A 22,324-nucleotide genomic window follows, 5' to 3' on the forward strand; every position below is an offset into this window, starting at 1 on the left:
AGACCATCACGCACAAACCTCCCGCGGAGCGGGTTCGTTCTCCGGCCAATTGTCGTCAATTTTAGCTTGGATAAATCGGTTGCAACTGCGTTGAAATAGGCTTGTAGTTTCCACGCGCTGGCCAACAAAAGAAAACTACCAAACAGCGTGCTGGCATCGTGGCTTGCCTTTGCAGGTTGCAACAAACCGCCTATCGCCATTGTTAGTCGCATATGGAATGCGCGCGATATATTAGACTGGCAGAGTTATCCACAGATCTCTTCATGACTACACTTGGCAAAACTTGGTAGCAAATTGGTAGCAAAGAAAAAATAGGTAACTTTATAAACCTACTTTGAAGCTTGGATTATCTTTTAAAGATTTGATTTATAAGGAAAAACTGGTGCCACAGGGGAGGATTGAACTCCCGACCTCATCATTACCAATGATGCGCTCTACCACTGAGCTACTGCGGCATCGGACGCGTAAAACCTTGCGTCTGCGTTTGAAGGCGCGCTGATACCCCGCTTACCCCTTTCTGAAAAGGGGTCTGACGCATATCATCTTCATATGAACGAATCGCTACCCCCTAAAATCGCAGTTAATGCACCGGCTAAGTCACAAGGTGCTAAGAAACCCTCCAAAGAAGAGCGGTTGAAAGCCGCTCTGCGTGATAATCTCAAGCGGCGCAAAGAAGCCGCCCGCAAGGCTGATCTAGCCTGAGGCTCACGCTGAACCAACGCGCAAGTCGGCAACATCAATGCTTTGGCTCAGCGCGACGTGGCCTTGTTCGCCGCATATAGCCACGTTTAGCTTTGGCCCGACCATTTTGTTCCAAGCAATGTCGATCAGGCCAAAGTTGCGGGCGCGATAGGCTTCCCCAACCCGAAGCGCATTGGGGGGCAGTACATGCCACACCTCGGTCAAGCCAGAGGAGGTAAAGTCCCATAAAGGATAGGGTACATTGGCATCAAGACGCGAGACCTCGCCATAATGTGTATCACCCGATATGCAAATAAGGCCATGGGCTTTGGTCTTGCGGATTGTTTCGATCAAGCGCTGATGGTCTTGCGCATAATTGATCCAAGCCTCCCAGCCCGGAAAATCTGCAAGAACCTGGAGGGAGCTTGCCAGAATGCGGATATCGGCCGGCAGACGCAATTGGGCCTCTAACCAGCGCCATTGATCCTCACCCAACATCGAGGCCTTCAGCTCTGGATTGCGTGCATAGGGGCCAGGCACGGGCCTGCCGGCAGCGGCGAGTTCTTGCTCCCACGCCCTATAGCTCTTGCCGCCCAAATCAAGGTGCAAGATCTCCGAGCGATTAAAGCGCAAGTCTGGGAGAATGATCTGGATGCGTTTGCCTACAGGGCCAAACAGATAGGCGCTATAAATGCCATCGCGGCTGCGCCGTGGGCTGGCAGCAGCCTCACCCCAGAAGTCGCAAAAAATCTTTCGCGCCTCTTCCTTCATGGGATACTCGCCACCCGCGTCATTCTCGCCAAAGTCATGATCGTCCCAGACGGCGAGGATAGGCGTGGTTTCGCGTAGTTTTTGGAAGCCGGGCTTTTGGGCCAATTGGGCATATTTCGCGCGCATTTCCTCTGGATCGCGCGTATCAAGATAGACATTGTCGCCAAGGAAAATGAACAGGTCCGGCTTAGCAGCCAAGATCGCGTCCCAGATAGGTTGGTCCTTGGATTGTTTGGCGCAGGAGCCGAAGGCAATCCGGCTTAGGGCTTTACCCGATAGGGCTTGCGCCGCACTGGGCAGCATATCGGGCCCGGCAGAGGCAAGACTGGGGGCAGCCGCAAGGCCTGCTGCAAGACTTAAGGCATCACGTCGACTGGCCGTCATGGCAAAGCTCCTCAAAAAAAGGGGGCCCAAAGCCAGTGCCTTGAGCCCCTCAGGTGCCCGGGGGGACTTGGGTTAGAAGGCCTTCTTCAAGGTGAAGACTACTTGCTGGGGCGCACCGGCCAGCAAGGTCTGATTATCGCCGCTATTGCCAAAGCCGTTGGAGCCAATGGTTGAGACATAGCGCTCGTCGGTGGCATTGGTGACGTTTAGCTGGGCTTCGAGGCCTTCGAGCAAGTCATTGCCGCTAAAGCGATAGCCCAGCGTCAATTCAGCCAAAGTATAGGCGTCGACCTTGCCATTCACATCGTCGTTCAAATAGGTGAAGTAACGCTCACCCGTGTAGGACGCGCCCAGTTTGGCAAATAGGCTGCCATTGTCATAGGAAAGCTCGCCCTTGAACAAGATTTCCGGTGTATTGACAACTTTCTTGCCCTTCGTGGCCGTCACAATCACGCCTGAGCGATTAACAACATTGTCGGCATATTCGGAACTATTATAGGTCAAAGAGCCGAACACATTGAATTCGTCGGTCAGCCGATAGAGGCCCACAAGCTCTGCCCCGTAGGAATTGACCGCGCCAACATTGGAAAGGACTGGCGCGTTACCTACGATGCCCGCCCCTTGCGAAACGCCCAAGAGGCGGTTCTCAAAGCGCACGACATAGCCAGCAACACTGGCTTCAAATCGATCGCCGCGCACGCGGTAGCCCAATTCGCCAGTCGTCGATTCTTCAGGGTCGAGTGTGCGGGCTACCTCGTCCACATTGGCTTGGTTGCGTGACGCAAATGGGCCAGCAGTTGCTGCCGACACATAGGCCGCCACATTGCGCGAGAAGGTCCCGAACACATTGCTAGTTGGGCTCAACTCATACTTAAAGCCCACTTGCGGCAAGAAAGCTTCGCTGGTGCGCAATTTGCCGCTGATGCCATTGGTGGCGGTCGGGGCAGCATTGTTGATCGTGGTGGTGGTCACCTCATTGGTCACACGGACCGATTTAAAGCCCAGATTGACCGTGAGATCTTCTGTAACGCTCCAATTGTCCTGTACCCAGAATTGTAGGGTCGAGGTGTCAAACCGGTAGGCCCATTGCGTGAAGAAGGGGTTGGCCATGAAGTCCAAAGATGGGCGGATATTGGCCGCGCGGGCCAGACCATAAAACCGGCGGGCTTGGTCAAACTGGTTGGTTTCAACCCAAAGGCCGGCTGAAACTTGGTGGGCCCCTGCATCAATGGTCAAGGAGCCAAAGGCACCTGTGCGCTCAATGTCATATTCAGTGGTGCGGACAGAAATCGGCGAGGGGGCCGTGATGGGGCTGCCATTTTGGTCGGGTGCGCCCACTGGGGTGGCTACATAGGGCGTAAACCAGATGCCCTGGCCCTCATTGGTGTGGTTGTAGAGGGTAGCCGTCAGGCTAACTTTGCTGTTCACGGGCATATCCAAAGTCACATAGGCCAGATTGTCTTTGCGCAGGCCCGACGCGTCAAAGTAGGCATCATCCACCGATGTGATCGGGGTTGGATAGTTTCGACCTGCTGCTGCGTTAGAAATTGCAGCCCCGGTGTCGCCCCGATTGTTGGCAATGTCGGCCAGCAAGTTGGCCAGCGCATAATTGCCGGAGATATTGTCCCATTTGTAGCCCAAACGGCGGATCATCTCGAGGCTCAAGTCTTGATAGTCATTTTCCGCCCGGTCAGACCAATTGTAGACGGCTGTCACAGTCGCAGCACCCACGGGTTGGACATATTTCACATTAACTTGGTCATGGTTCTGCTCACCCACGCCTTTCCACTTGTCTTGCTGGGTGCTGGCGACAGACACATAGCCTTTGCCACCGCCCAATGCGTCAAGCGTGCCGGTCTCTAAGCGGGCAAAGATGCGCTGCAAGGAGTCACTACCGCCTGACAGGTTGAGTTGCCCACCGAACCTTTCGCTTGGCCGGCGCGAGATGAATTGCAAGGTGCCACCCAGATTGGAGGAGGAGGCGGTGCCGAGCGCGCCTGCACCTTGGCTCAATTCCACCCGACCAATATTTTCCGAGATGGTGGCGCGCGAAATGTGCAAGCCATTATGGTTGCCATAGCTCATGTCGCCCAAGGGAACGCCGTCGAGGGTAAAGCCCATTTGGTTTTGGTTGAAACCGCGGACGGAAATGCGGGTAGACCACTCGTAATTTCCCAAGGCGTCGGCAGATTGAAAATTGACGCCGGGCAAGCGCTCGATTGCTTTCAAGGGGCTGATGCCGGGTGCGGCTAGGGCGATAGCTGCAGCCGTTACCGATTGGGTCTGGCGCGAACTGGCCGAACCATAGACGACGATGGTTTCAACTTCTTGCTCGGACGAAGGTTCGCTGGTTGCGGGTGCGGTTTGCGCGATCGCTTGCGGCGCGGCCAAAAGGCTCGCGAAGCTGACTGAAGCGAACATTAGATATTTGAGACTCATGTTTTTCCCCTTTGTACCGACCAGTCGGACATTAGGGGTGGGCTTAGGTCGCCAAGGTGACGAACACGCAACGCCTTGGTTACAGTTTCAAAAATCTTCGGTAACAGCCTTGTCACATCAAGCTGCCGCGGGCTTGGTGGCTTCGTGTCGCACTTTTGCCCAGCCTAATGGCGCTGGATACACCCCATTGCCTTGAAAAAAGCCCATACCTTGTCATAAGCGGATGTCACACTTTCACGTGCCAGAAAAGAAGCATAATGGACCGTATTGCCCTTGTCGGCGGGACACAGCTGAAAGGCTCTATCCCCATCTCCGGCGCTAAGAACTCTGCCCTAAAATTGCAGGCCGCCAGCCTATTAACGCGTGAGCCCTTGGTTTTGACCAATATGCCAGAGCTGGCCGATACGCGGTTTATGATCGAGTTGTTGGAGCAATTGGGTGTCACGTGTTTTTGGCCCAAGGGCAGTGGCCGCTTGTCTATGCATGCCGAAGACCTGACTAGCACAATCGCGCCTTATGATCTGGTGCGGAAGATGCGGGCGACCTTTAATGTGCTGGGTCCTTTGTTGGCCCGTGTTGGTCATGCCACCGTGTCATTGCCCGGCGGCTGTGCCATTGGCGCGCGCCCGGTTGACCTGCACTTGAAGGCCTTTGAAGCTATGGGGGCCGATATTGTCATTGAAGGCGGCTATGTGAAGGCAGCAGCGCTTCGCGGCCTTAAAGGCGCGAAGATTGTGTTCCCCTTCGTCTCGGTCGGTGCCACAGAGCATGCCATGTTGGCCGCCACTTTGGCCAAGGGTGAGACGGTGCTGGAAAATGCCGCGCGCGAACCAGAAATCGGCGATATCGCCAATTGCTTGGTTGCCATGGGGGCCAAGATCGAAGGGATCGGCACCTCGACCTTGCGCATCCAAGGGGTTGATGAGCTTAAGGGGACAACATGGAGCGTCATTCCCGACCGGATTGAGGCTGGTTCCTACGCCTGTTGTATTGCAGCCGCTGGCGGCGAAGTGACCTTGACCCATGTCGTGCCCGAGACGATTTCGTCTTTGATCGACGTCTTGCAGCGAGCCGGAGTTGAGGTTGAGGTCGGCCCTGATTGGGTCAAGATCACCCGCGATCCCGCTACCCCAATCAAGCCCGTTGATATTGATACCCAGCCCTATCCAGGCTTCCCAACCGATACCCAAGCCCAAGTCATGGCTTTGATGACGCGGGCGAATGGCGCGTCGATTTTCCGCGAGAATATCTTTGAGAACCGTTATATGCATGCGCCAGAACTACGTCGCTTGGGGGCAGATATCTCGGTACGCGGCTCTGAAGCGGTGGTGCGTGGGGTGGAGACCTTGCGCGGCGCGCCCGTAATGGCGACCGATTTGCGTGCTTCGGTCTCGCTGATCATTGCCGGCCTAATGGCCGAAGGTGAAACCGTCATTTCGCGCGTTTATCATCTAGACCGTGGCTTTGAGCGCTTGGAAGCGAAATTATCGGGTTGCGGTGCGCAAATCCGCCGCTTGTCGAGCTCGGAGGAATAGGTGCCCCATTCGTCGCTGCGCTTATTGGCTGAAGACGAGGCAGATTTGTCGATCATTTCAGCTGCCGTCCAAGATGCGATCTTCAAGGTCTCAGACGCGGTTTGGTCGCCCGCCAAGCGCCGTTTTACCTTGCGGCTGCAGCGCTTTGTCTGGGAGGCGGGTGTCGAAAAGGGTAAAGGACAGCGCGTTTGGGCGGCAGTCGCCTTTGACAGCATTTTGAGCGTCCAGTCCAAAAAGATCGCCCAATCGCGCCGGGATGCCTTTGCAAGCCTGTTGGCCATCACCTTTGATCCCGAAGAAGCCCCGGGCGGCAAATTGCGCTTAAGCCTTGCTGACGGCGGGGAAATCCTTTTGCACGCTGAATGTATCGACGTGACTTTGGCGGATTTAAGCGCGCCCCGCGAAGCAGTTGCGCGACCCAAGCACGACATCTGAACTGAGGCAAATAGCCGGGGCCTGCACCCTTGCCCTCCCCAAAGACCCAAGCCCGCGCTAGATAGAGGCCATGACCCGTCTCCTATCAGCCCGTTCGCCTGACTTCCAAGCCCAGTACCAAGCCCTCCTGCAAACCCGTGGGGAGGCCGTTGATGGCGTAGAAACCCGCGTCGCAGCTATTCTGGCGGATGTGAAGGCGCGTGGCTTTGCCGCATTGGCTGAGCTTAGCCAGAAATTTGATGCCTTTGCCCTCTCGCCTGAAACCGTCCGCGTGACCACGGCGCAAGTCGAAGCTGCCATCAAAGCCTGCGACCCGGCGGTGGTGAAAGCGCTGGAGCTGGCAGCTGAGCGTGTCACTGATTACCATGTGCGCTCTAGGCCTGAAGACGCGCGCTGGATTGATCCTCAAGGCGTCACTCTTGGCTGGCGTTGGACGCCCGTAGATGCAGCAGGTCTTTATGCGCCAGGCGGACTTGCGGCTTATCCCTCCTCCGTTCTGATGAATGCCTTACCTGCCAAAGCAGCAGGGGTTCCCCGCCTTGTCATGATGACACCGCCTACCCGCTTGGCCGAGAACCCAGCCATTCTAGCTGCAGCGAAAATAGCGGGGATAGATGAGATTTATGGCATAGGTGGCGCGCAGGCGGTTGCTGCCATGGCCTATGGCGCAGACCCTATTGCCAAAGTTGATGTAATAGCGGGGCCAGGCAATGCGTGGGTATCGACCGCCAAGAAGCTTGTATTCGGCACGGTAGGGATAGATTCTGTAGCGGGACCGTCAGAAGTTTTCATCATTGCCGATGGGGCAAATGATCCCGGCATTATTGCCGCCGACCTATTGGCCCAAGCAGAGCATGATGCCGTGGCCCAGTCGATTCTGTTTACCGATGATGCCGATTTCGGCCAGCGTGTCTTAGATGGGGTCACAGCCATGATTGCGCGCGGTGAAGCTGGACCTGAAGCGGCCGTCTCTTGGCCCGCCTATGGCGCTGTAATCATCGTCGATCGGCTAGAAGATGCGGTGGCGTTAAGCGATCAAGGCGCACCAGAGCATTTGCAAATTGCCACGGAAGACCCCGATGTGTTGGCAAGCCAAATACGCCACGCAGGGGCCATCTTCTTGGGCCGTCATGCTCCAGAGGCTCTGGGTGATTATTTGGCGGGGCCAAACCATGTGCTGCCTACAGGCGGGCGTGCCCGGTGGGCATCTGGCCTTTCAACCCATATGTTTATGAAGCGCACCACCTTGATGGGAACAGGTCTTGAAGGCCTTACCGCCATTGGTCCCGCCGGGGTGCGCCTTGCGACAGCTGAAGGCTTACCCGCCCATGCGGCCAGCATTGCCCTTCGACTTAAGGCAGCAAATCCGGCTTGAGGGCTTGAACCAAGGTGCGGCCTCTTGCAAGGATAGGCCATGTCTAACAACCGCCGTATCGCCGATGTTCGCCTTGATGAGGAATCGCTGGCTGCCCAAACCGCCGATGGGGAGCACGAGCGCCGCGTCGCCATCTTTGACCTTTTGGAAGCCAATTACTTCGATGTGATTGATGGGCCGGATGGGCCCTATGCGCTAACCTTGTCGGTGGTCGACCAAAAGCTGGTTTTTGACGTCAAATTGCTCGATGGCAGCGATGTGCGGATTTTCGTCTTGTCGCTATCGCCCTTTAAGCGGGTGGTGCGCGACTATTTTATGATTTGCGAGAGCTATCATCAGGCCATACGTCAGGCGACTCCCACCCAGATTGAAGCCATTGATATGGGTCGGCGTGGCTTGCACAATGAAGGCTCCCGCTTGCTTGAAACGCGCCTCGAAGGGAAGGTCGCGCTTGATTTTGATACGGCACGGCGGCTGTTCACGCTGATTTGTGCCCTGCATGTTAGGCTCTGACACCGTTGGATCTGGTGCGCCCGCCTCAATCTGTTTTGTTCTGCTGCACCATGAATGCCATTCGCTCGCCTATGGCGGAAGGCTTGATGAAGCGCAGATTTGGCACGCGCGTGTTTGTCGATTCCTGTGGGCTGCGCAAAGCCGATCAAGTTGACCCTATGGCGGTCATGGTCATGGATGAATTGGGCGTTGATATCATCAAACATCGGCCCAAGACTTTTGCTGATCTGGAGGATGATAGTTTCGATCTCATCATTTCGCTCGCCCCACAGGCCCACCACCGTGCGCTGGAATATACCCGTCATTTGGCCGTTGAAGTCGAATATTGGCCCACGTTAGACCCATCGGCGGTTGAGGGCAGCCGCGACAGCCGCATGGATACCTATCGCGACGTCCGCGATACGCTGGACCGCCAAATCGCCAAGCGCTTTGCTATGCTGAAGCTTTAGGGGCTTTACACACCCACTATCATCTAAACCAAAGCCCAAGCGTAAGCCGCGAGCGGGGACCTCAGCGCACTTTGCAGCACAAGATCTGGGACCGCCGTCCGGGATGACACCGAAATGGAAAGTGACTTGATGCCAAGCTTCTTGGAGAACCGCTTCACCTCCGTCGGCGGCATCGGCATCTTGGCAGCGATGTCGCGAAGGGGCTGACAGAGCTTTCCCCCCGCTTGCCATTGCGTACCGGGGCGGTCATCATGGTGCCATGAAAACAGGTACTGTACGCCTAGACCGACATGCTCGGCATATTCTTCTCAAAGAGATTGGCGGCCCCGGGCAAAAGCGGCTGGCGGCGGCAACGGTGGCTTTGGTAGGGGTGGGTGGATTGGGTGCGCCCGCTGCGCTGTATCTGGCTGCGGCAGGGGTGGGGCGTCTCGTGCTGATTGATCCCGATGTGGTTGAGCTTTCCAATTTGCAGCGGCAAATCCTGTTTAAGACCGAAGATGTTGGCGTAGACAAGGTTCGCGCGGGACAAGCGGCCATCCACCATCTTGATCCTACCATCGAAGTTGAAGTCCAAGTTCAACGTCTAGCTGAAAGCAATGCCGAGCGCCTGATAGCCGGTGCGGACCTCGTGCTCGACGGGACGGATCAGTTTGAAACCCGCTTTGCCGTCAATGCCGCCTGCCATGCTCTGGGCATTCCGCTGGTATCGGGTGCTGTTGGGCGTTGGGATGGGCAAGTGGCGGTGTTTGGCTCTGGCCTAAGCAAGACTGACCCGCATGGGCAAGCCTTACCCTGCTATCGCTGCTTTGTGCCCGACATCCCCCCTCAAGCTGGGACCTGCGCGGAAATGGGCATTGTGGGCGCGTTGACGGGGATTGTCGGCTCCATGATGGCGCTAGAGGCGATCAAATGGCTAACCAAGGCCGGTAAGCCTTTGATGGGCCGGCTGTGGATGATGGATGGGTTGAGCGGGCAGAGCCGAACAGTGAGTTTGAAGGCTGACCCTGCCTGCCCTTGTTGTGGAACAGCCTGAAACATGCGGTTAGTGGGTTTTCTGGCAGCCTTTGGGCTCTTTCTGGCTGGCCTTCCTGCCCAGGCGCAAACCCAAGATATGTGTGCCCTCTTGGCGAGAAATCCCGGTTGGGCAGAGGCAGTGCGCTCTGCCTCTTTGACCTGGAAGGTGAGTCCGGGTGCGATTTTGACTGTGATTGATCAAGAAAGTCGCTTTCGGGCCACTGCCAAAGGCGATGGCGCGGTCGACGCCAATTCAATGCGTAACTTCGGCTTTGCCCAAGCCAATCTACGGACATGGAATTGGTTCTTGAACGATACAGGCCGCACGTCTGGCTCTCGGTCGAACTTTGCCCTTTCGGTGGACTTTGTTGGCTGGCACTTTACCAAAATGGAAGCCCGCACCGGTATTCCGCGTAGCCAATTTGTGCCCCATTATCTGATCTATAAATTAGGCGAGGGTGGTTTTCGCCGGGGTGCACCGCCCCAAGCCCGCAGCCTTGCCTTGTCCCTGCGCGTGCGGGCCGAGATGCATGATCGCAAGCTGTTGACCTGTGGTTTTGGTGCCGATGGCGACGATGACGAAGAGCCCGCCCCCAATTAGTCGCTCTTTTTCGGTTTAAACCCTGTGGAAGTCAGGCCTGTTTTACGGGCGAGCGGCTTGCGCGGTTTGGCTGGCTTTACAGGCTTTGCCGCGGTGGCGGTTTTAGGTTTGTCTTTGGCTCTAAAGCCTGCGTGAGCTTTCTTGCCGCCTTCGACCTCACCCTTTTTGCTAATTTGCCGGACTTTGAGGCCTTGGCGTAGGGAAAGCGGGGCGCTCAACTGGCCTTTATCGGGGTCTGCAAAGGCGGAGCCGAATTTCGCAAGGCGTTCTTCAACGCTACCCAGAAATTCGGCCTCCCAATCGGTTAGACCCTCTTTACTCAATTTCGCTTTATCTGCCGCCCGTTTCAGGGCCGACAGGGCGCGTTTGGTGAGGGCAGGGTCAACCCGTCGCGACAAAAAGGCCTCAGATTTCGCCGACGGCTTCCAAATATAGATCAAGCATCATTTCAGCTTCTGCTCGATCATTGGCGTCTTGCTTGCGCAAGCGGATGACAGCACGCAGGGCCTTGGTGTCAAAACCCAAGGATTTAGCTTCACCATAGACTTCTTTGAGTTGCTCGGCCAATTCGGCCTTCTCGGTTTCCAAGGTTTCGATGCGGGCAACAAACTGGCGCAGTTTTTCCTTGGACGAAGAGGTCAAGGCTTGGGGGGCGGAAACGCGGTTGTCGTCATCATCGGCATCATACATGGTTGGAACCTCAAAGCATCAATCAGGGCTGGTCTTAACCATCCTTCTAGCCTGCCTACGCCAAGGTGCAATCAGGGCTCTGCACGAAATTGGGCAGAACTTCCCTCATACACAGTATCAGTCGCATGGGCACGGATGATGCCTGCCACAAGGTCGGGGTCGACCCAATGGGGCATATGGCCCGCTTGAGGCACCCGAAAGCTTTGGGCATGGGGAATGTCGCGTTGGAGGCCCGCCGCATGAATGCTATTATAAACAATGATATCACCTTGGCCTGACACGATGGTGACGGGCAGCTTGAGGCTGTTGTAGCGCACCGCCTGTTTGCCCATTTCAGCACTGCCAATCACCATGTCTTCGGCATTGGCCTTATAGGCTTTGGGCCGGAAAAAGAGGGGTGTGCCAATCTTATCGCCGTAATCGGGAGGATTGACAGGGCCGGGGGCAAAGCCGCGCGCAATGCCCTTGGGGGCAAGCTTGGGTCCAAGCAGGGGCGGCAAGGTCCAGACGAGGAGGTCACCTAGGACGGGCCAGACGGCAATTCGGTTTAAGAGGCTTGTCGACTTTTCCCAGGGGTGTGATGCCGGGGCCAGAAGAACCAGCGCCTTAACCAACTCTGGATGATCCAAGGCTAAGCGCAGAATCACGCCTGAGCCCCAAGAGTGACCAACCGCGACCACGGGGCCCGATGCGGTGTGGCGCAAAATGTCGGCCATAAAGGCTGCCTGTTCGCCCAAAGTGGCCGCATTCCTTGGCCGTTCTGAATAGCCTAGACCCGGGCGATCTGGCGCGATGAGACGCAGATCTTTGAGGTGGTGGCCGAGGGCTGAGATGAGTTCTCGCCCATTCGAGGCCGCGCCATGGACCATCAAAATTTCGGGACCAGCGCCTTGTTCGATCACATGGGCCTTGACCCCGCGCGCAGTCACAAAGCGGCCCAGGGGCGGCCAAGACCGTTCAATCAACGCCAGCCGCAGGATGATCGAGATGAGCAGGAAGACTATCACGGCTGCGGCCAGCACCAAAAAGGGCATGAGGCGGGCGAGGAGGTCAGGGCTCACAGCGATAATCCGTCCAATCGGGCTTCCATGCGGATCAGGCCGCGCTTTGCCCCGTCCAGATAGGGGTGCAAGAACAGGGCCTCGCGATAAGCTTCTTCGGCACCGCGATAATCCCCCATATCCTCGCGCACAAGGCCAAGCCCTGTCCAAGCCGCAAAATGGCGGGGCTCTAAGCGCAGCGCCCGCTTTAATAGCGATTCCGCTAGCACAAGGTCGCCATCATCATAGGCAAGGGTGGCGAGACGTGCCATGCCCTCAGCATAGTTGGGGTCCAGTTCTGTTACCCGCGTGAGCGCCTTGCGCGCCGTTTCGGTATCATCGGCCTCCATCGCCAGACTAGCGCTTTCCATCAGAAAATTAATGGTGGGCGAGGCATTGCGCGTCAGGATCAGATAAATCTCGCCCTCATAGCGGGCGGCCTCTTCCACCGATCCACTGTGTGCCAAGGCCTCATAATAGGCTTTCAACTTTTGGGCCGGTGGGGGATCATAGACGGTCGAATTTTCGACTTCAGGTGTCACGGCACCGGGCACAACCGGGACGGCAGCCGCAGGCAGGAAAAATAGGAAGGGCAGAAGGCGCAAGAACCGCATCGGCCTAGCTTTCCTCTAAACCGACACGTCCGTCAAACGGGAAGACCCGCCTCGCGCATGGCACGCCGCAGAGCCTTGGGTTCGGTGAATAAATGGGTCACAAAGCCATAGGAAGCGGCAGCAGCGATATTGGCAGGCGAATCGTCGGTGAAGAACACTTCTTCAGCCGCAAGGCCCCCCATGCGCTGGAGGCTAATATCAAAGATGGGCTTCAAGGGTTTGGCGGTCTTTTCATCGCCTGAGACGATAATGTCTTTAAAGTGGCGGGGAAAATCAAACGGGCCAAAGCAGGTTTCCACCATTTCGCTGGGCATATTGGTCAGGACATATTGCGGGACATCTGCAGCGGCGAGCTCATTCACCAATTGGGTAGAGCCTGTGATTTCGCCGGTAATCATCTCAGCAAAGTCAGTCTTCCAAGCGGCAATTTCTGCGGCAAATTCGGGGAATTGCGCTTGTCTGGCAGGGATTGTATCGGCCATAGCTTGGCCTTCGTCATGCAGCATATGCCACGACATCGGGCAGACATGGTCGAGAAAATAGTCGAGGCGGTTGGGATCTGGAATCAAGCGCGCATAGAGTTTGCGCGGCGACCAACCGACCAATACATTGCCATAATCGAAAAGAACTGCGCGGATGGGCGCAGACACGCGCACTTAGCCCTGCTTGGCTTTAAAGCGCGGGTCGACCTTATTGATAACATAGACCCGACCTTTACGGCGCACGACCTGACACGCTGCATGGCGGGTCTTCAGTGATTTGATAGAGCTCTTCACTTTCATGGTCGTATTCCAAAAGGTGGCGCGCAACATGGGCGCTGTTAAGGTGACGTCTTTAGAGAGCGGCGCTGATACGTGCCAGCGCGGGAGAAGTCAATTCGCAGACGCAGAATTTACGGCCATTTCTCGCACCAGACCGGGCAAAAATACCAGTGGCCAAACCACCAGAGCCGCATTCATACCAAACCATACGGCGTCGACCTCGCCCAATAGCAGCCAATAGCCACACGCCATACCCCCTGCCACAATGGTGAGGATGAGGGAAATGAGGGCAAGGGGCCGCCAAATTGGATTGCCTTGGCTTGCTGCACGCACTGCCCAAAGGCCTGTGATCGAGAAAGCAAGATCGAGAGGAAAGAAAGACCAATTCCAAGCCACTACACGGGGGTCATGGGCATGGGCATAGAGCCAGTCACTTGGGATATGAACGAGGCCTACACATTCTAACAGTGCCACACTCCAATAGAGCATGAAAGCAACATCGGTTGCCGTCAGGGCCCATTTGAGCGACGGGCGCATTACTTCTTGTCCTTCTTCTCATCTGGACAGATGATCACGCCATAGGCCGCACCCCAGCAGGTTTTCTTCCCGATCAGATAATGGATCTCAAACTTTGAGGCCAAATAATAATTGGTGCGCTTGATGGGCAAAAGGCTCGCCGCATCTAAACTCAGCTTATCTTGCTCGCGCATGACTTCGCGCAACCGCTGCTCGGTCGGGTTTGAATAGAAAAGCGCACCCAGCACGATCACAAGGAAGAGGAGGAATCGCATGCTCTGATTGAGCCCCAAGTTTGTGGCAGGAAAATGGCGCTAGATTTTTGAGAACATTAAAGTTGCATTGGTGCCGCCAAAGCCGAAGGAGTTGGACATGGCTGTCTCAATCTCAATGTCCTTGCGTGCTCTCAGGATTGGCAGATCGGCAAAGTCGGGGTCGATCTCGTCAATATGGGCGCTTTCACAGGCAAAACCTGCTTGCATCATCAACAGGCTATAGATGGCTTCTTGGGCCCCTGCAGCGCCCAAGGAGTGGCCGGTCAGAGATTTGGTTGACGAGATGAGCGGTATATTGCCACCAAAGACTTCACGGACTGCGCCCACTTCTTTGGCATCGCCCACGGGGGTCGCGGTGCCGTGCGGGTTCAGATAATCGACCTTGCGACCACCTGACATCTCTAAGGCTTGGCGCATACAGCGCACCGCGCCTTCGCCCGATGGAGCGACCATGTCGTGCCCATCCGAGGTCGCGCCATAGCCTATCAGTTCGGCATAGATTTTGGCGCCGCGCGCCTTGGCCCGATCATAGTCTTCCAGCACCAACATGCCGGCCCCACCTGAAATCACAAAGCCGTCGCGGTTCTTGTCATAGGCGCGCGAAGCTCGTGCCGGAGTGTCATTATAGGAAGAAGACATCGCCCCCATGGCGTCAAACAGGATCGACAAGGTCCAGTCGAGATCTTCGCTGCCGCCTGCAAACATGACATCCTGCTTACCCCAAGCAATGCTCTCATAGGCATTGCCAATGCAATGGGCGCTGGTCGCACATGCTGAGCTAATCGAATAATTGACGCCCCGGATTTTGAACCAAGTTGCCAAGGCAGCCGAGACGCCAGAACACATGGCTTTGGGCACCGCAAAGGGGCCAACGCGTTTGGGTGAGCCTGTTTCCCGGGTCTTGTCCGCAGCCCCAACAATGGCCTTGGTCGAGGGGCCGCCAGAGCCCGCAATAATGCCGGTGCGCTCATGGCTAACTTCGTGGGGTTCAAGACCTGCATCGGCAATGGCTTGTTCCAACGCAATATGGCCCCAGCCCATGCCTTCAGACAAAAAGCGCGCGGCGCGCCGGTCGACCAAGGTTTCCCAATCGAGATTGGGGCGGGCTTGAACTTGGCATTTAAAGCCGTGATCGGCATGTTCTTGCGCAAAACTTATGCCTGATTTAGCCGCCCGCAAGCTTTCGGTTACTTCTGCGGTGTCATTGCCAATCGATGACACGATGCCCATCCCAGTTACGACAACACGACGCATCGCTTTTTTCCTTATAGGGCGTCAGGCTGAAACAGTCCGACGCGCAAGTCTTTTGCAGTGTAGATAACCTTGCTGTCAGCCAGAACTTGGCCATCGGCAACCCCCAGAATCAAACGCGATTTGAAGACGCGCTTAATATCTATCTCATAGCGGACGAGTTTGATGTCATTGGTGATCTGGCCGGAGAATTTAACCTCGCCAACGCCCAAAGCGCGGCCTTTTCCGGGCAAGCCTGACCATCCCAAATAAAAGCCGACCAATTGCCACATGGCATCCAAGCCCAAACAGCCGGGCATGACGGGGTCACCTTTGAAGTGGCAGTCAAAGAACCAGAGACCGGGATTTACATCCAATTCGGCTTCGATCCGCCCTTTATCATAGGCACCGCCTGCCTCGGTGATGGTGGTGATTCGGTCCATCATCAGCATGTTAGGAAGTGGCAATTGGGCATTGGCTGGACCAAATAATTTGCCTTCGCCACACGCGATCAGCTGCTCATAGCTATAGGAAGAGGCGCGTGCGGGGATGGTGTTGTCGGTGGTCTGCGTCAAAGGGATGCCGTCCTGTTACAAAATGTTTCACACGGGCGTTAGCATGGCACAAGGCCATTCGCCAAGCACGCTATCCTCTAGGGATGGCGCGAATTATCAGCGCCCCAAAGCTCAGAAGCTGGCACCCAACCTTTGAAGCGGCCAGCCTTTACTTCGCGCCAGCCCGGACGTTCCTCTGTGATTTCAACGATCACGCCGTCAGAAATATAGGCGACAATGCGTGTGTCGCTGCTGGGATTGGCCCGCATGGCGACGCGCATATCGCGGGCAGGGCGTGCAATGCCAGTGCGCCGACCGTCCAACATCCGCTTATGAACCCAACTCACAGCCCCATCTGGGTCTTCAATACGACGCCAATCATCGGTCTCGGCGACCACGCGAACAGGCAGGCCCTTGCGCTTATAAACCCAGCGGACCGGATAGGCCTTATTGGGCCCCGCACGGCCATTAATGTTGGAAAATTTCAAGGAAACAAAGCGGGGGACGGGCTGACCAGACGGGGTTTCCCCCGCTAGGCGGTTAAAGGGGGGAAAGCCGCCGGCAATCGCATAGGTGGCCCAGAGGCTAGAGGTTGCCAATGCAAGGCTGGCGAGGATGGCTTTCACTTTACCCATCGTGCGCAACTACTTCCCAAACAATGACTTTATCGCGTTCCCTGACAAAGCCTACCCAGATTTCATCTGGCCGATGAAGGTGAACAGCGTCTTAATTTAGAGGGCGAAATTGTCTGTAAGCACCAGATTTCAGCGTTCACTGCGATGTCGCTTGGCGTCTGCGCTTTGCCTTGCTACACAGAGCTATGCCCCAATCAAAACTCAAAGTCATTGTCACCCGCAAACTGCCTGAACCCGTCGAAACACGGATGGCAGAGTTGTTTGATACCGAACTGAACGCGACCGACACGCCTATGACCTATGAACAATTGGTCGATGCGGTCAGCCGCGCCGATGTTTTGGTGCCGACAGTAACCGATAAGATTGACAGCAAAGTCTTGTCGCGCGCGGGCGAACGATTGCGCCTGATCGCCCAATTCGGGGCCGGCGTCGACAACATGGATGTGGCAACAGCCATTCAGCGCGGCATCACCGTGACCAATACGCCGGGCGTTTTGACCGAAGATACCGCTGACATCACCATGGCCTTGATTCTGGCTGTCCCGCGCCGCCTGATGGAAGGGGTGCGCGTGGTTGAAGCCGATGGCTTTGAAGGCTGGTCGCCAACCTGGATGTTAGGTCGCCGCGTGGCGGGTAAGCGTCTGGGCATTGTGGGCATGGGCCGGATTGGCCAAGCCGTGGCCCGCCGCGCCAAGGCCTTTGGCTTGCAGATTCATTATCATAATCGTCGCCGTGTATCTGCCGCGATTGAGCAAGATTTGGAGGCGACCTATTGGGAAAGCCTCGACCAGATGTTGTCGCGGATGGACATTATCTCCGTCAATTGCCCGCACACGCCCGCGACTTATCACTTATTGTCGGCCCGCCGCCTGCAATTGATGAAGCCCAGTGCCTATCTGGTGAATACCGCGCGCGGCGAAGTGATTGATGAAGCCGCCCTTGCCCGCATGCTCGACAAGGGCCTGTTGGCCGGTGCTGGCCTTGATGTGTTTGAGCATGAGCCTGCGATCAATCCCAAGCTCAAGAAACTCTCCAATGTCATGCTCTTGCCGCACATGGGTTCTGCCACGATGGAGAGCCGCACCGAAATGGGCGAGAAAGTCATCATCAACATCAAAACGTTCGCCGACGGTCACAAACCCCCCGATCGCGTTATCCCTGCGATGTTGTAGGGGAAATCGGGACGAGCGGTGATGGAGCAGTCAGAACCAGCCCCCCGCTTTGATCGGCCAGTAATTGTATTTGATGCGCTTTGCGTTCTGTGTGCCGCTAATGCTCAATTCGTGCTGAAGCATGATCGGCGAGGTCGTTTTCTCTTGGCCTCCATGCAAAATGAGGTCGGGGCCTCAATCTACCGTCATTATGGCATAGATCCCGCCGATCCGGATAGTTTCGTGGTGTTGGAAGCGGGCCGCGTTCTGCGCGACAGTGATGCGGTTCTGGCCGTGATTGGCGGACTTGGTTGGCCTTGGCGCATCGCAAGAATTGCAAAATTTATCCCAAAGCCGTGGCGGGATTGGGCTTATCTCCTCGTGGCTCGAAACCGATATCGTATCTTTGGTCGACGCGAAGTCTGTTGGATTCCAACGCCCGAACAAGCCAGTCGCGTCTTATGAAATCAGTACTGATTCTGGGCGGTTATGGTGGGTTTGGGCGCAGGCTGTCCTATCGACTTGCCGCGCGGGGGTATTGCTTATGGATCGCAGGGCGTAGCCAAGCCAAAGCTGCCGCATTCTGCAGCGCATTAGGATGCGGGACCCCCATATTCGCCGATCGCGATCGCCCTCTGGATGCGGTCTTGCAGGCCGCGCAACCCTTTATCCTGATTGATGCAGCTGGCCCATTTCAGACCAGCGATTATCGCGTGGCGGAAGCCTGCATCCGAAATGGCGTGCATTATTTGGACTTGGCAGATGCCCGCGACTTTGTTTGTGGCATTCACCGACTGAACGCTTCGGCACTCGAACAAGGTGTGATCGTGCGCTCGGGTGCTTCCAGCGTCCCCGCACTATCGGGTGCCGTGATCCAAAAGCTGACCGCCTCCATGCGTTGCGTTTCCCGCATTGATATCGCGATCAGCGCATCAAGTCGGGCTACTCTGGGGGCTTCTGTTGCGAAAGCGATTTTGAGCTATGCAGGACAAAAACTTGCCTTGTGGCGTGGGCAAAGTTGGACAGACGCATTTGGATGGCAACAGCTCAGCCGAACAACTTTTGTGGTTTCAACTCGAAAGCCTTTGTCGCGCTGGATCGCTTTGGCTGATGTTCCAGATCATGAGATTTGGCCACGCACCCTATCAGGCAACCCTGCGGTGACATTCAAAGCAGGCACCGAATCTGCATTTCAGATGCTGGGTCTTTGGCTTTTGAGTTGGCTTGTCCGTTGGCGCTGCCTTTCGACTTTGGTGGAGCTAGCCCCAGCACTTTTGCCCTTGCAGCGCTTAACCGCGTGGCTTGGCAACAACCGTTCTGCTATGAGGATTGAGGTGTTTGGCTTTCAAGATGAGGTCCCGCAGCGGCGCTGTTGGACCTTATTAGCTGAGCGGGGCGATGGTCCGGAAATCCCGACGATGGCGGCGGCCTGCCTCACAGATTTGATCCAAGCTGGCTGTGTTTCTCCAGGCGCACAAGATAGTAGTCTGGATATAGGTCTAGAGCAGTTTCAAGCCGAATTTTCTAGATTGGCGATTGTGGAAGGGTGGGCGACCTTTCCAGAAATACCCTTGTATCAAAAAGTTATGGAAGCCGAGTTTGATCGGTTGCCCACCAGCTTGCGGGCGATGCATAGCTCTATCGGGGACGGCGCGGCGTCGGGACAGGCTGTGGTGCAGCGTGGTCGTCATCCGGTGGGTGCGCTTCTCTGCTTTCTCTTTGGTTTTCCACCTTCAGGGCAATATGGGCTCCGCGTTCATTTTCGAAAGGACAAGTCTTCTGACCTGTGGGTCCGCTATTTTGGCCAACATCGGATGAAGAGCCGATTGCGCCAGGCCAAAGGAAGGCTCGTCGAGCAATTCGGACCTTTGGATTTCTACTTTGATCTCACGCGTGAAGATCAAGGCCTTAAGATGACTTTGAAGCGCTGGACGGCTTTTGGTGTGCCGCTTCCGTTAGGGCTGGCACCGCGAGTTGAGGCGCGTGAGTGGGATGATGCTGGCCGCTTTCAGCTTTCCGTCTCAATTTCTGTGCCTTTGATCGGGCTTATTGTGCGCTATGATGGGCATTTAGCACCCGAACACGGCGTTGCCCTTTAGGGTGCAGTCCAACGGGAATGCGCTATGGTCACGCATTTCCATAGAGCGTCGATGCGCAGCCTTTGCCAAAAGACTTGGAGCGCCATCCAGCTGCCCGATCATTCTTGTTGCGCACCCACAGGCGAACATGGCCCTTGCCAAGGCAGAGCTTGCGGCAAAGGCGGTCGCAAATGAAAGGCATCGCGCACACTACATCGCGCACCTAAAATCTCCCCCCTTGCCATCTCAATTCTAGGCAATAAGCTGGCCTGATTGAATCGAGTTTAAGTGGGATTTTAAAATGACGCATGGGGTGGTGCAGCGCGTGGTGGTGGCAGCTTTTGCTGCAATGGTTTTCGGGTTGGGTAGCGGGGGTACAAACGAAGCTTGGGCCCAGACACAGGGCCAAGGCCAAGCCCAAGCCCAAGCCCAAGCTGTGCCGGAAGTGGTTCCCGAGGTGTATCAGCGACCCAGATTGGACGAGTTTTGGGGTGGGTCATTCTTTCTCGATGCGGTTGTCTCTCCCAATGGACGGGTTCTGGCGACGGTAAAATTTGTCGGCGAGGAGTCGGCGATTGAGCTTTATGACATGCAAGAGGCGCGGACGAAGCGGGCCGGTGGGCTCGATATGCCCTTCCATATCTTTGAAATGGAGTGGAAGGACCAAAACCGCCTCTTATTGACCGGTTGGGATCGTGAGGATCGCCTTGGGGTTTGGGTTTGGACGATTGGGGAAGCGCGCGCCAAAAAGCTCGTCCGTTTTGATGCCCAAGACGATGATTATGCCCCTGACCCTAAGTTTGATACCGAGGACGAAGAGCGCGCCTTCTATTTGAAGCGCGATGATGCGCGCCGGGCCAAACCGCGTGCCGATCGCACCTGGTTGGTTTCCCGCCTCGATGCCGATCCCAATTCTGTCATGGTCGGCACCCGCTTTGACAATGTGGATCGGCTGGTTCTGGTAAATCTGACGACGTTTGAGACCAAGACCCTCGATGAAGCAACGCCCGACTATTGGACGGATTGGTTTATCTCGACCGCAGGGGTGCCCTTGATCCGGCGCGAACAGGCCCGGCTTGGGTCCTCGGTGCGCTTAACCCGCTTAGCTCAGGGCGCAACGCCAGCAAGCACTTTGGCTGAATTTCCCTTTGAGGAACATTTTGGCTTTGACGTGATTGGCCCTTCGGCCAAGCCCAATCATGTCACGGTCCGCGCCAGACGGGGCAATGATGAGTTCGCCGCCATTTATGATTATGATGTCATCAACAAGACTTTCTCTGAACCGCGCATTCAATCCGCCAAATACGATATGGCCGATGCCGTTCTGGATGCGAACAATGTCCTGATCGCGGGCATTGAGGCGGGCCGGGGGTCGCAATTTGTTGCGCTGGATCCCAAGAATAAGGCGCGATTTGAAGAGATTCAAAAGCGCGCCCCAGCAGGCAGTACCATTCGGGTGCGATCCATCACGGCCGATGATGGCTTATGGACAGTGCAGACCGAGTCCCCCGTTGATCCGGGCAGTCTGTGGGTGCATGACGCGCGCTTTAACCGCATGCTGAAAATTGGGCAGACCGATCGCGTCTTGAATGAAACCAGTATCGGGACAGCGACTTGGTTAGACTATCAAGCCCGCGATGGTTTGGCGCTAGAGGCTTTGTTGCTGGCCCCGGTTGGCGCGCAAGAAACCATGATGCCCTTGGTCGTCATGCCCCATGGCGGCCCACATGGGGTTTCAACCAATCAGGATTGGGACCGTTTGGCAGCCTTCCTGACCAGCCGTGGTTATTTGGTGGCCCAGCCCAATTTCCGCGGTTCTGGTGGCAAGGGGCGCAGCTTTGCCTTGGCGGGCTATCGCCAATGGGGCGGACGCATGCAGGATGATGTGACTGATCTGGTAGGACATCTGGTCAAAACCGGGCGGGTTGATCCAAAGCGGGTTGCGATCGTTGGCGGCTCCTATGGGGGCTATGCGGCCTTGGCTGGAGCGGCCTTGACGCCAGACCTTTATCAATGTGCGGCCTCGCTCAATGGGGTGGCTGATTTGAATACCCATATTGACTGGGTCGCTCGGTTCTCAAACCCGACTTCTTTGGCCTTCTGGAAGCGGACGATGGGTGACCCTGCCGTGGATCGCGCAGCCATGGACCGGGTGTCGCCGCTGAAACAAGTCAATGCTATCAAAATCCCAATCCTCTTGCTGGCTGGCGATCTCGACGACATTGTCGACCCGAAGAATAGTCAGCTGATGTTTGATGCGCTAAGTGCAGCAAAGAAGCAGGCCCGTCTGGTGCGTTTCCCCCGCATGAAGCATGCGCCATCGCGCTATACGGACTCTGCCAATGTCTATGGCGAGATGGATTATTTCCTGCAGAATTGCATCGGGTCGGAAAAGCTCACCTCCGGCCCTCCCGCCAACCGGGCGCACAAGCGCGAGGCTCTGGTGATTTCCGATACCAGCGGGGCGGTGCCAACGTCGCAGCCAAGATAGGCGGTGTTGGCGTCGTTTCACACGGGCGGGCTCATCCGTACCTAGATGCCGCCCACCCCCAACACCTTTTGCCCCGCGAGGAAAAGACCTCC

25 protein-coding genes and 1 tRNA gene are annotated in these 22,324 nt (G+C 56.2%); 11 read left to right on the forward strand and 15 right to left on the reverse strand.

Annotated elements, in window-relative coordinates:
- The 4 genes from B7364_RS18150 to B7364_RS10085 form a co-directional block, all read right to left on the reverse strand.
- A partial coding sequence (locus tag B7364_RS18150; RefSeq protein WP_232780872.1) for a hypothetical protein occupies positions 1 to 200 on the reverse strand: 200 nt, incomplete at its 3' end.
- A gap of 180 nt (positions 201 to 380) precedes the next feature.
- Positions 381 to 455 (reverse strand) — tRNA-Thr (locus tag B7364_RS10075).
- 250 nt (positions 456 to 705) lie between these two features.
- Positions 706 to 1,836 (reverse strand): alkaline phosphatase D family protein, encoded by a 1,131-nt coding sequence (locus B7364_RS10080; RefSeq protein ID WP_085339901.1) that lies wholly within the window; start codon positions 1,834 to 1,836, stop codon positions 706 to 708.
- Between the two features lie 72 nt (positions 1,837 to 1,908).
- Positions 1,909 to 4,275 carry a TonB-dependent receptor gene (locus tag B7364_RS10085; protein ID WP_085339902.1) on the reverse strand — a complete coding sequence of 789 codons (2,367 nt, stop codon included), beginning with the start codon at positions 4,273 to 4,275 and terminating at the stop codon, positions 1,909 to 1,911.
- 257 nt (positions 4,276 to 4,532) lie between these two features.
- Here B7364_RS10085 and murA point away from each other — a divergent pair, with 257 nt between their 5' ends.
- From murA to B7364_RS10120, 7 genes are all read left to right on the forward strand, one after another.
- Positions 4,533 to 5,810: a UDP-N-acetylglucosamine 1-carboxyvinyltransferase gene (gene murA, locus B7364_RS10090; RefSeq protein WP_085339903.1), complete on the forward strand. Its 1,278-nt coding sequence runs from the start codon at positions 4,533 to 4,535 to the stop codon at positions 5,808 to 5,810.
- Positions 5,811 to 6,245 (forward strand): DUF2948 family protein, encoded by a 435-nt coding sequence (locus B7364_RS10095; RefSeq protein ID WP_085339904.1) that lies wholly within the window; start codon positions 5,811 to 5,813, stop codon positions 6,243 to 6,245.
- A gap of 70 nt (positions 6,246 to 6,315) precedes the next feature.
- On the forward strand, positions 6,316 to 7,620 hold the full coding sequence (gene hisD / locus B7364_RS10100) for a histidinol dehydrogenase (protein WP_085339905.1): 1,305 nt from the start codon (positions 6,316 to 6,318) through the stop codon (positions 7,618 to 7,620).
- A 39-nt stretch (positions 7,621 to 7,659) separates the two neighbouring features.
- The gene (locus B7364_RS10105) at positions 7,660 to 8,133 is read left to right on the forward strand and encodes a UPF0262 family protein (protein ID WP_085339906.1); all 474 of its coding nucleotides are present in this window, start codon (positions 7,660 to 7,662) and stop codon (positions 8,131 to 8,133) included.
- A gap of 14 nt (positions 8,134 to 8,147) precedes the next feature.
- Positions 8,148 to 8,582, forward strand: a complete 435-nt coding sequence (locus B7364_RS10110; RefSeq protein WP_332835084.1) for an arsenate-mycothiol transferase ArsC — start codon at positions 8,148 to 8,150, stop codon at positions 8,580 to 8,582.
- A gap of 259 nt (positions 8,583 to 8,841) precedes the next feature.
- On the forward strand, positions 8,842 to 9,615 hold the full coding sequence (locus B7364_RS10115) for a HesA/MoeB/ThiF family protein (protein WP_085339908.1): 774 nt from the start codon (positions 8,842 to 8,844) through the stop codon (positions 9,613 to 9,615).
- A gap of 3 nt (positions 9,616 to 9,618) precedes the next feature.
- A complete protein-coding gene (locus B7364_RS10120) occupies positions 9,619 to 10,197 on the forward strand; it encodes a transglycosylase SLT domain-containing protein (protein ID WP_085339909.1) in 579 nt (192 codons plus the stop codon).
- On the opposite strand, the gene B7364_RS10125 is transcribed toward B7364_RS10120, so the two are convergent.
- From B7364_RS10125 to B7364_RS10175, 11 genes are all read right to left on the reverse strand, one after another.
- Positions 10,194 to 10,595: a hypothetical protein gene (locus tag B7364_RS10125; protein WP_085339910.1), complete on the reverse strand. Its 402-nt coding sequence runs from the start codon at positions 10,593 to 10,595 to the stop codon at positions 10,194 to 10,196. The genes B7364_RS10120 and B7364_RS10125 overlap by 4 nt on opposite strands.
- Before the next feature lie 7 nt (positions 10,596 to 10,602).
- On the reverse strand, positions 10,603 to 10,887 hold the full coding sequence (locus tag B7364_RS10130; protein WP_085339911.1) for a DUF2312 domain-containing protein: 285 nt from the start codon (positions 10,885 to 10,887) through the stop codon (positions 10,603 to 10,605).
- Positions 10,888 to 10,958: 71 nt separating this feature from the next.
- Positions 10,959 to 11,948: an alpha/beta fold hydrolase gene (locus B7364_RS10135; protein WP_085339912.1), complete on the reverse strand. Its 990-nt coding sequence runs from the start codon at positions 11,946 to 11,948 to the stop codon at positions 10,959 to 10,961.
- Positions 11,945 to 12,541, reverse strand: a complete 597-nt coding sequence (locus B7364_RS10140) for a tetratricopeptide repeat protein (RefSeq protein WP_085339913.1) — start codon at positions 12,539 to 12,541, stop codon at positions 11,945 to 11,947. Before B7364_RS10140 ends, B7364_RS10135 begins: the two co-directional genes overlap by 4 nt.
- A gap of 32 nt (positions 12,542 to 12,573) precedes the next feature.
- Positions 12,574 to 13,191, reverse strand: a complete 618-nt coding sequence (locus B7364_RS10145) for an HAD family hydrolase (RefSeq protein ID WP_232780873.1) — start codon at positions 13,189 to 13,191, stop codon at positions 12,574 to 12,576.
- Positions 13,192 to 13,197: 6 nt separating this feature from the next.
- A complete protein-coding gene (gene ykgO, locus B7364_RS10150; RefSeq protein WP_085339923.1) occupies positions 13,198 to 13,323 on the reverse strand; it encodes a type B 50S ribosomal protein L36 in 126 nt (41 codons plus the stop codon).
- A 90-nt stretch (positions 13,324 to 13,413) separates the two neighbouring features.
- On the reverse strand, positions 13,414 to 13,839 hold the full coding sequence (locus tag B7364_RS10155) for a DUF5360 family protein (protein ID WP_085339915.1): 426 nt from the start codon (positions 13,837 to 13,839) through the stop codon (positions 13,414 to 13,416).
- Positions 13,839 to 14,093, reverse strand: a complete 255-nt coding sequence (locus B7364_RS10160; protein WP_085339916.1) for a hypothetical protein — start codon at positions 14,091 to 14,093, stop codon at positions 13,839 to 13,841. The genes B7364_RS10155 and B7364_RS10160 overlap by 1 nt, the downstream gene beginning before the upstream one ends.
- Positions 14,094 to 14,132: 39 nt before the next feature.
- Complete coding sequence (gene fabB / locus B7364_RS10165; protein ID WP_085339917.1) at positions 14,133 to 15,347, reverse strand: beta-ketoacyl-ACP synthase I; 1,215 nt, start codon at positions 15,345 to 15,347, stop codon at positions 14,133 to 14,135.
- A gap of 11 nt (positions 15,348 to 15,358) precedes the next feature.
- Complete coding sequence (gene fabA, locus B7364_RS10170; RefSeq protein WP_085339924.1) at positions 15,359 to 15,874, reverse strand: bifunctional 3-hydroxydecanoyl-ACP dehydratase/trans-2-decenoyl-ACP isomerase; 516 nt, start codon at positions 15,872 to 15,874, stop codon at positions 15,359 to 15,361.
- Positions 15,875 to 15,975: 101 nt separating this feature from the next.
- On the reverse strand, positions 15,976 to 16,512 hold the full coding sequence (locus B7364_RS10175) for an SH3 domain-containing protein (protein WP_085339918.1): 537 nt from the start codon (positions 16,510 to 16,512) through the stop codon (positions 15,976 to 15,978).
- 185 nt (positions 16,513 to 16,697) lie between these two features.
- Here B7364_RS10175 and B7364_RS10180 point away from each other — a divergent pair, with 185 nt between their 5' ends.
- The 4 genes from B7364_RS10180 to B7364_RS10195 all read left to right on the forward strand — a co-directional run bounded on the left by B7364_RS10180 (position 16,698) and on the right by B7364_RS10195 (position 22,232).
- Positions 16,698 to 17,684 (forward strand): 2-hydroxyacid dehydrogenase, encoded by a 987-nt coding sequence (locus B7364_RS10180; protein WP_085339919.1) that lies wholly within the window; start codon positions 16,698 to 16,700, stop codon positions 17,682 to 17,684.
- A 21-nt stretch (positions 17,685 to 17,705) separates the two neighbouring features.
- Positions 17,706 to 18,128 carry a thiol-disulfide oxidoreductase DCC family protein gene (locus tag B7364_RS10185; protein ID WP_085339920.1) on the forward strand — a complete coding sequence of 141 codons (423 nt, stop codon included), beginning with the start codon at positions 17,706 to 17,708 and terminating at the stop codon, positions 18,126 to 18,128.
- Positions 18,125 to 19,762 (forward strand): SDR family oxidoreductase, encoded by a 1,638-nt coding sequence (locus B7364_RS10190; RefSeq protein WP_085339921.1) that lies wholly within the window; start codon positions 18,125 to 18,127, stop codon positions 19,760 to 19,762. The genes B7364_RS10185 and B7364_RS10190 overlap by 4 nt, the downstream gene beginning before the upstream one ends.
- Positions 19,763 to 20,042: 280 nt before the next feature.
- Entirely contained in the window at positions 20,043 to 22,232 is a 2,190-nt protein-coding gene (locus B7364_RS10195; RefSeq protein WP_085339922.1) for an alpha/beta hydrolase family protein, read from the forward strand.
- Positions 22,233 to 22,324: the final 92 nt, after the last annotated feature.

The organism is Aquidulcibacter paucihalophilus (assembly GCF_002105465.1).
GTDB lineage: Bacteria > Pseudomonadota > Alphaproteobacteria > Caulobacterales > Aquidulcibacteraceae > Aquidulcibacter > Aquidulcibacter paucihalophilus.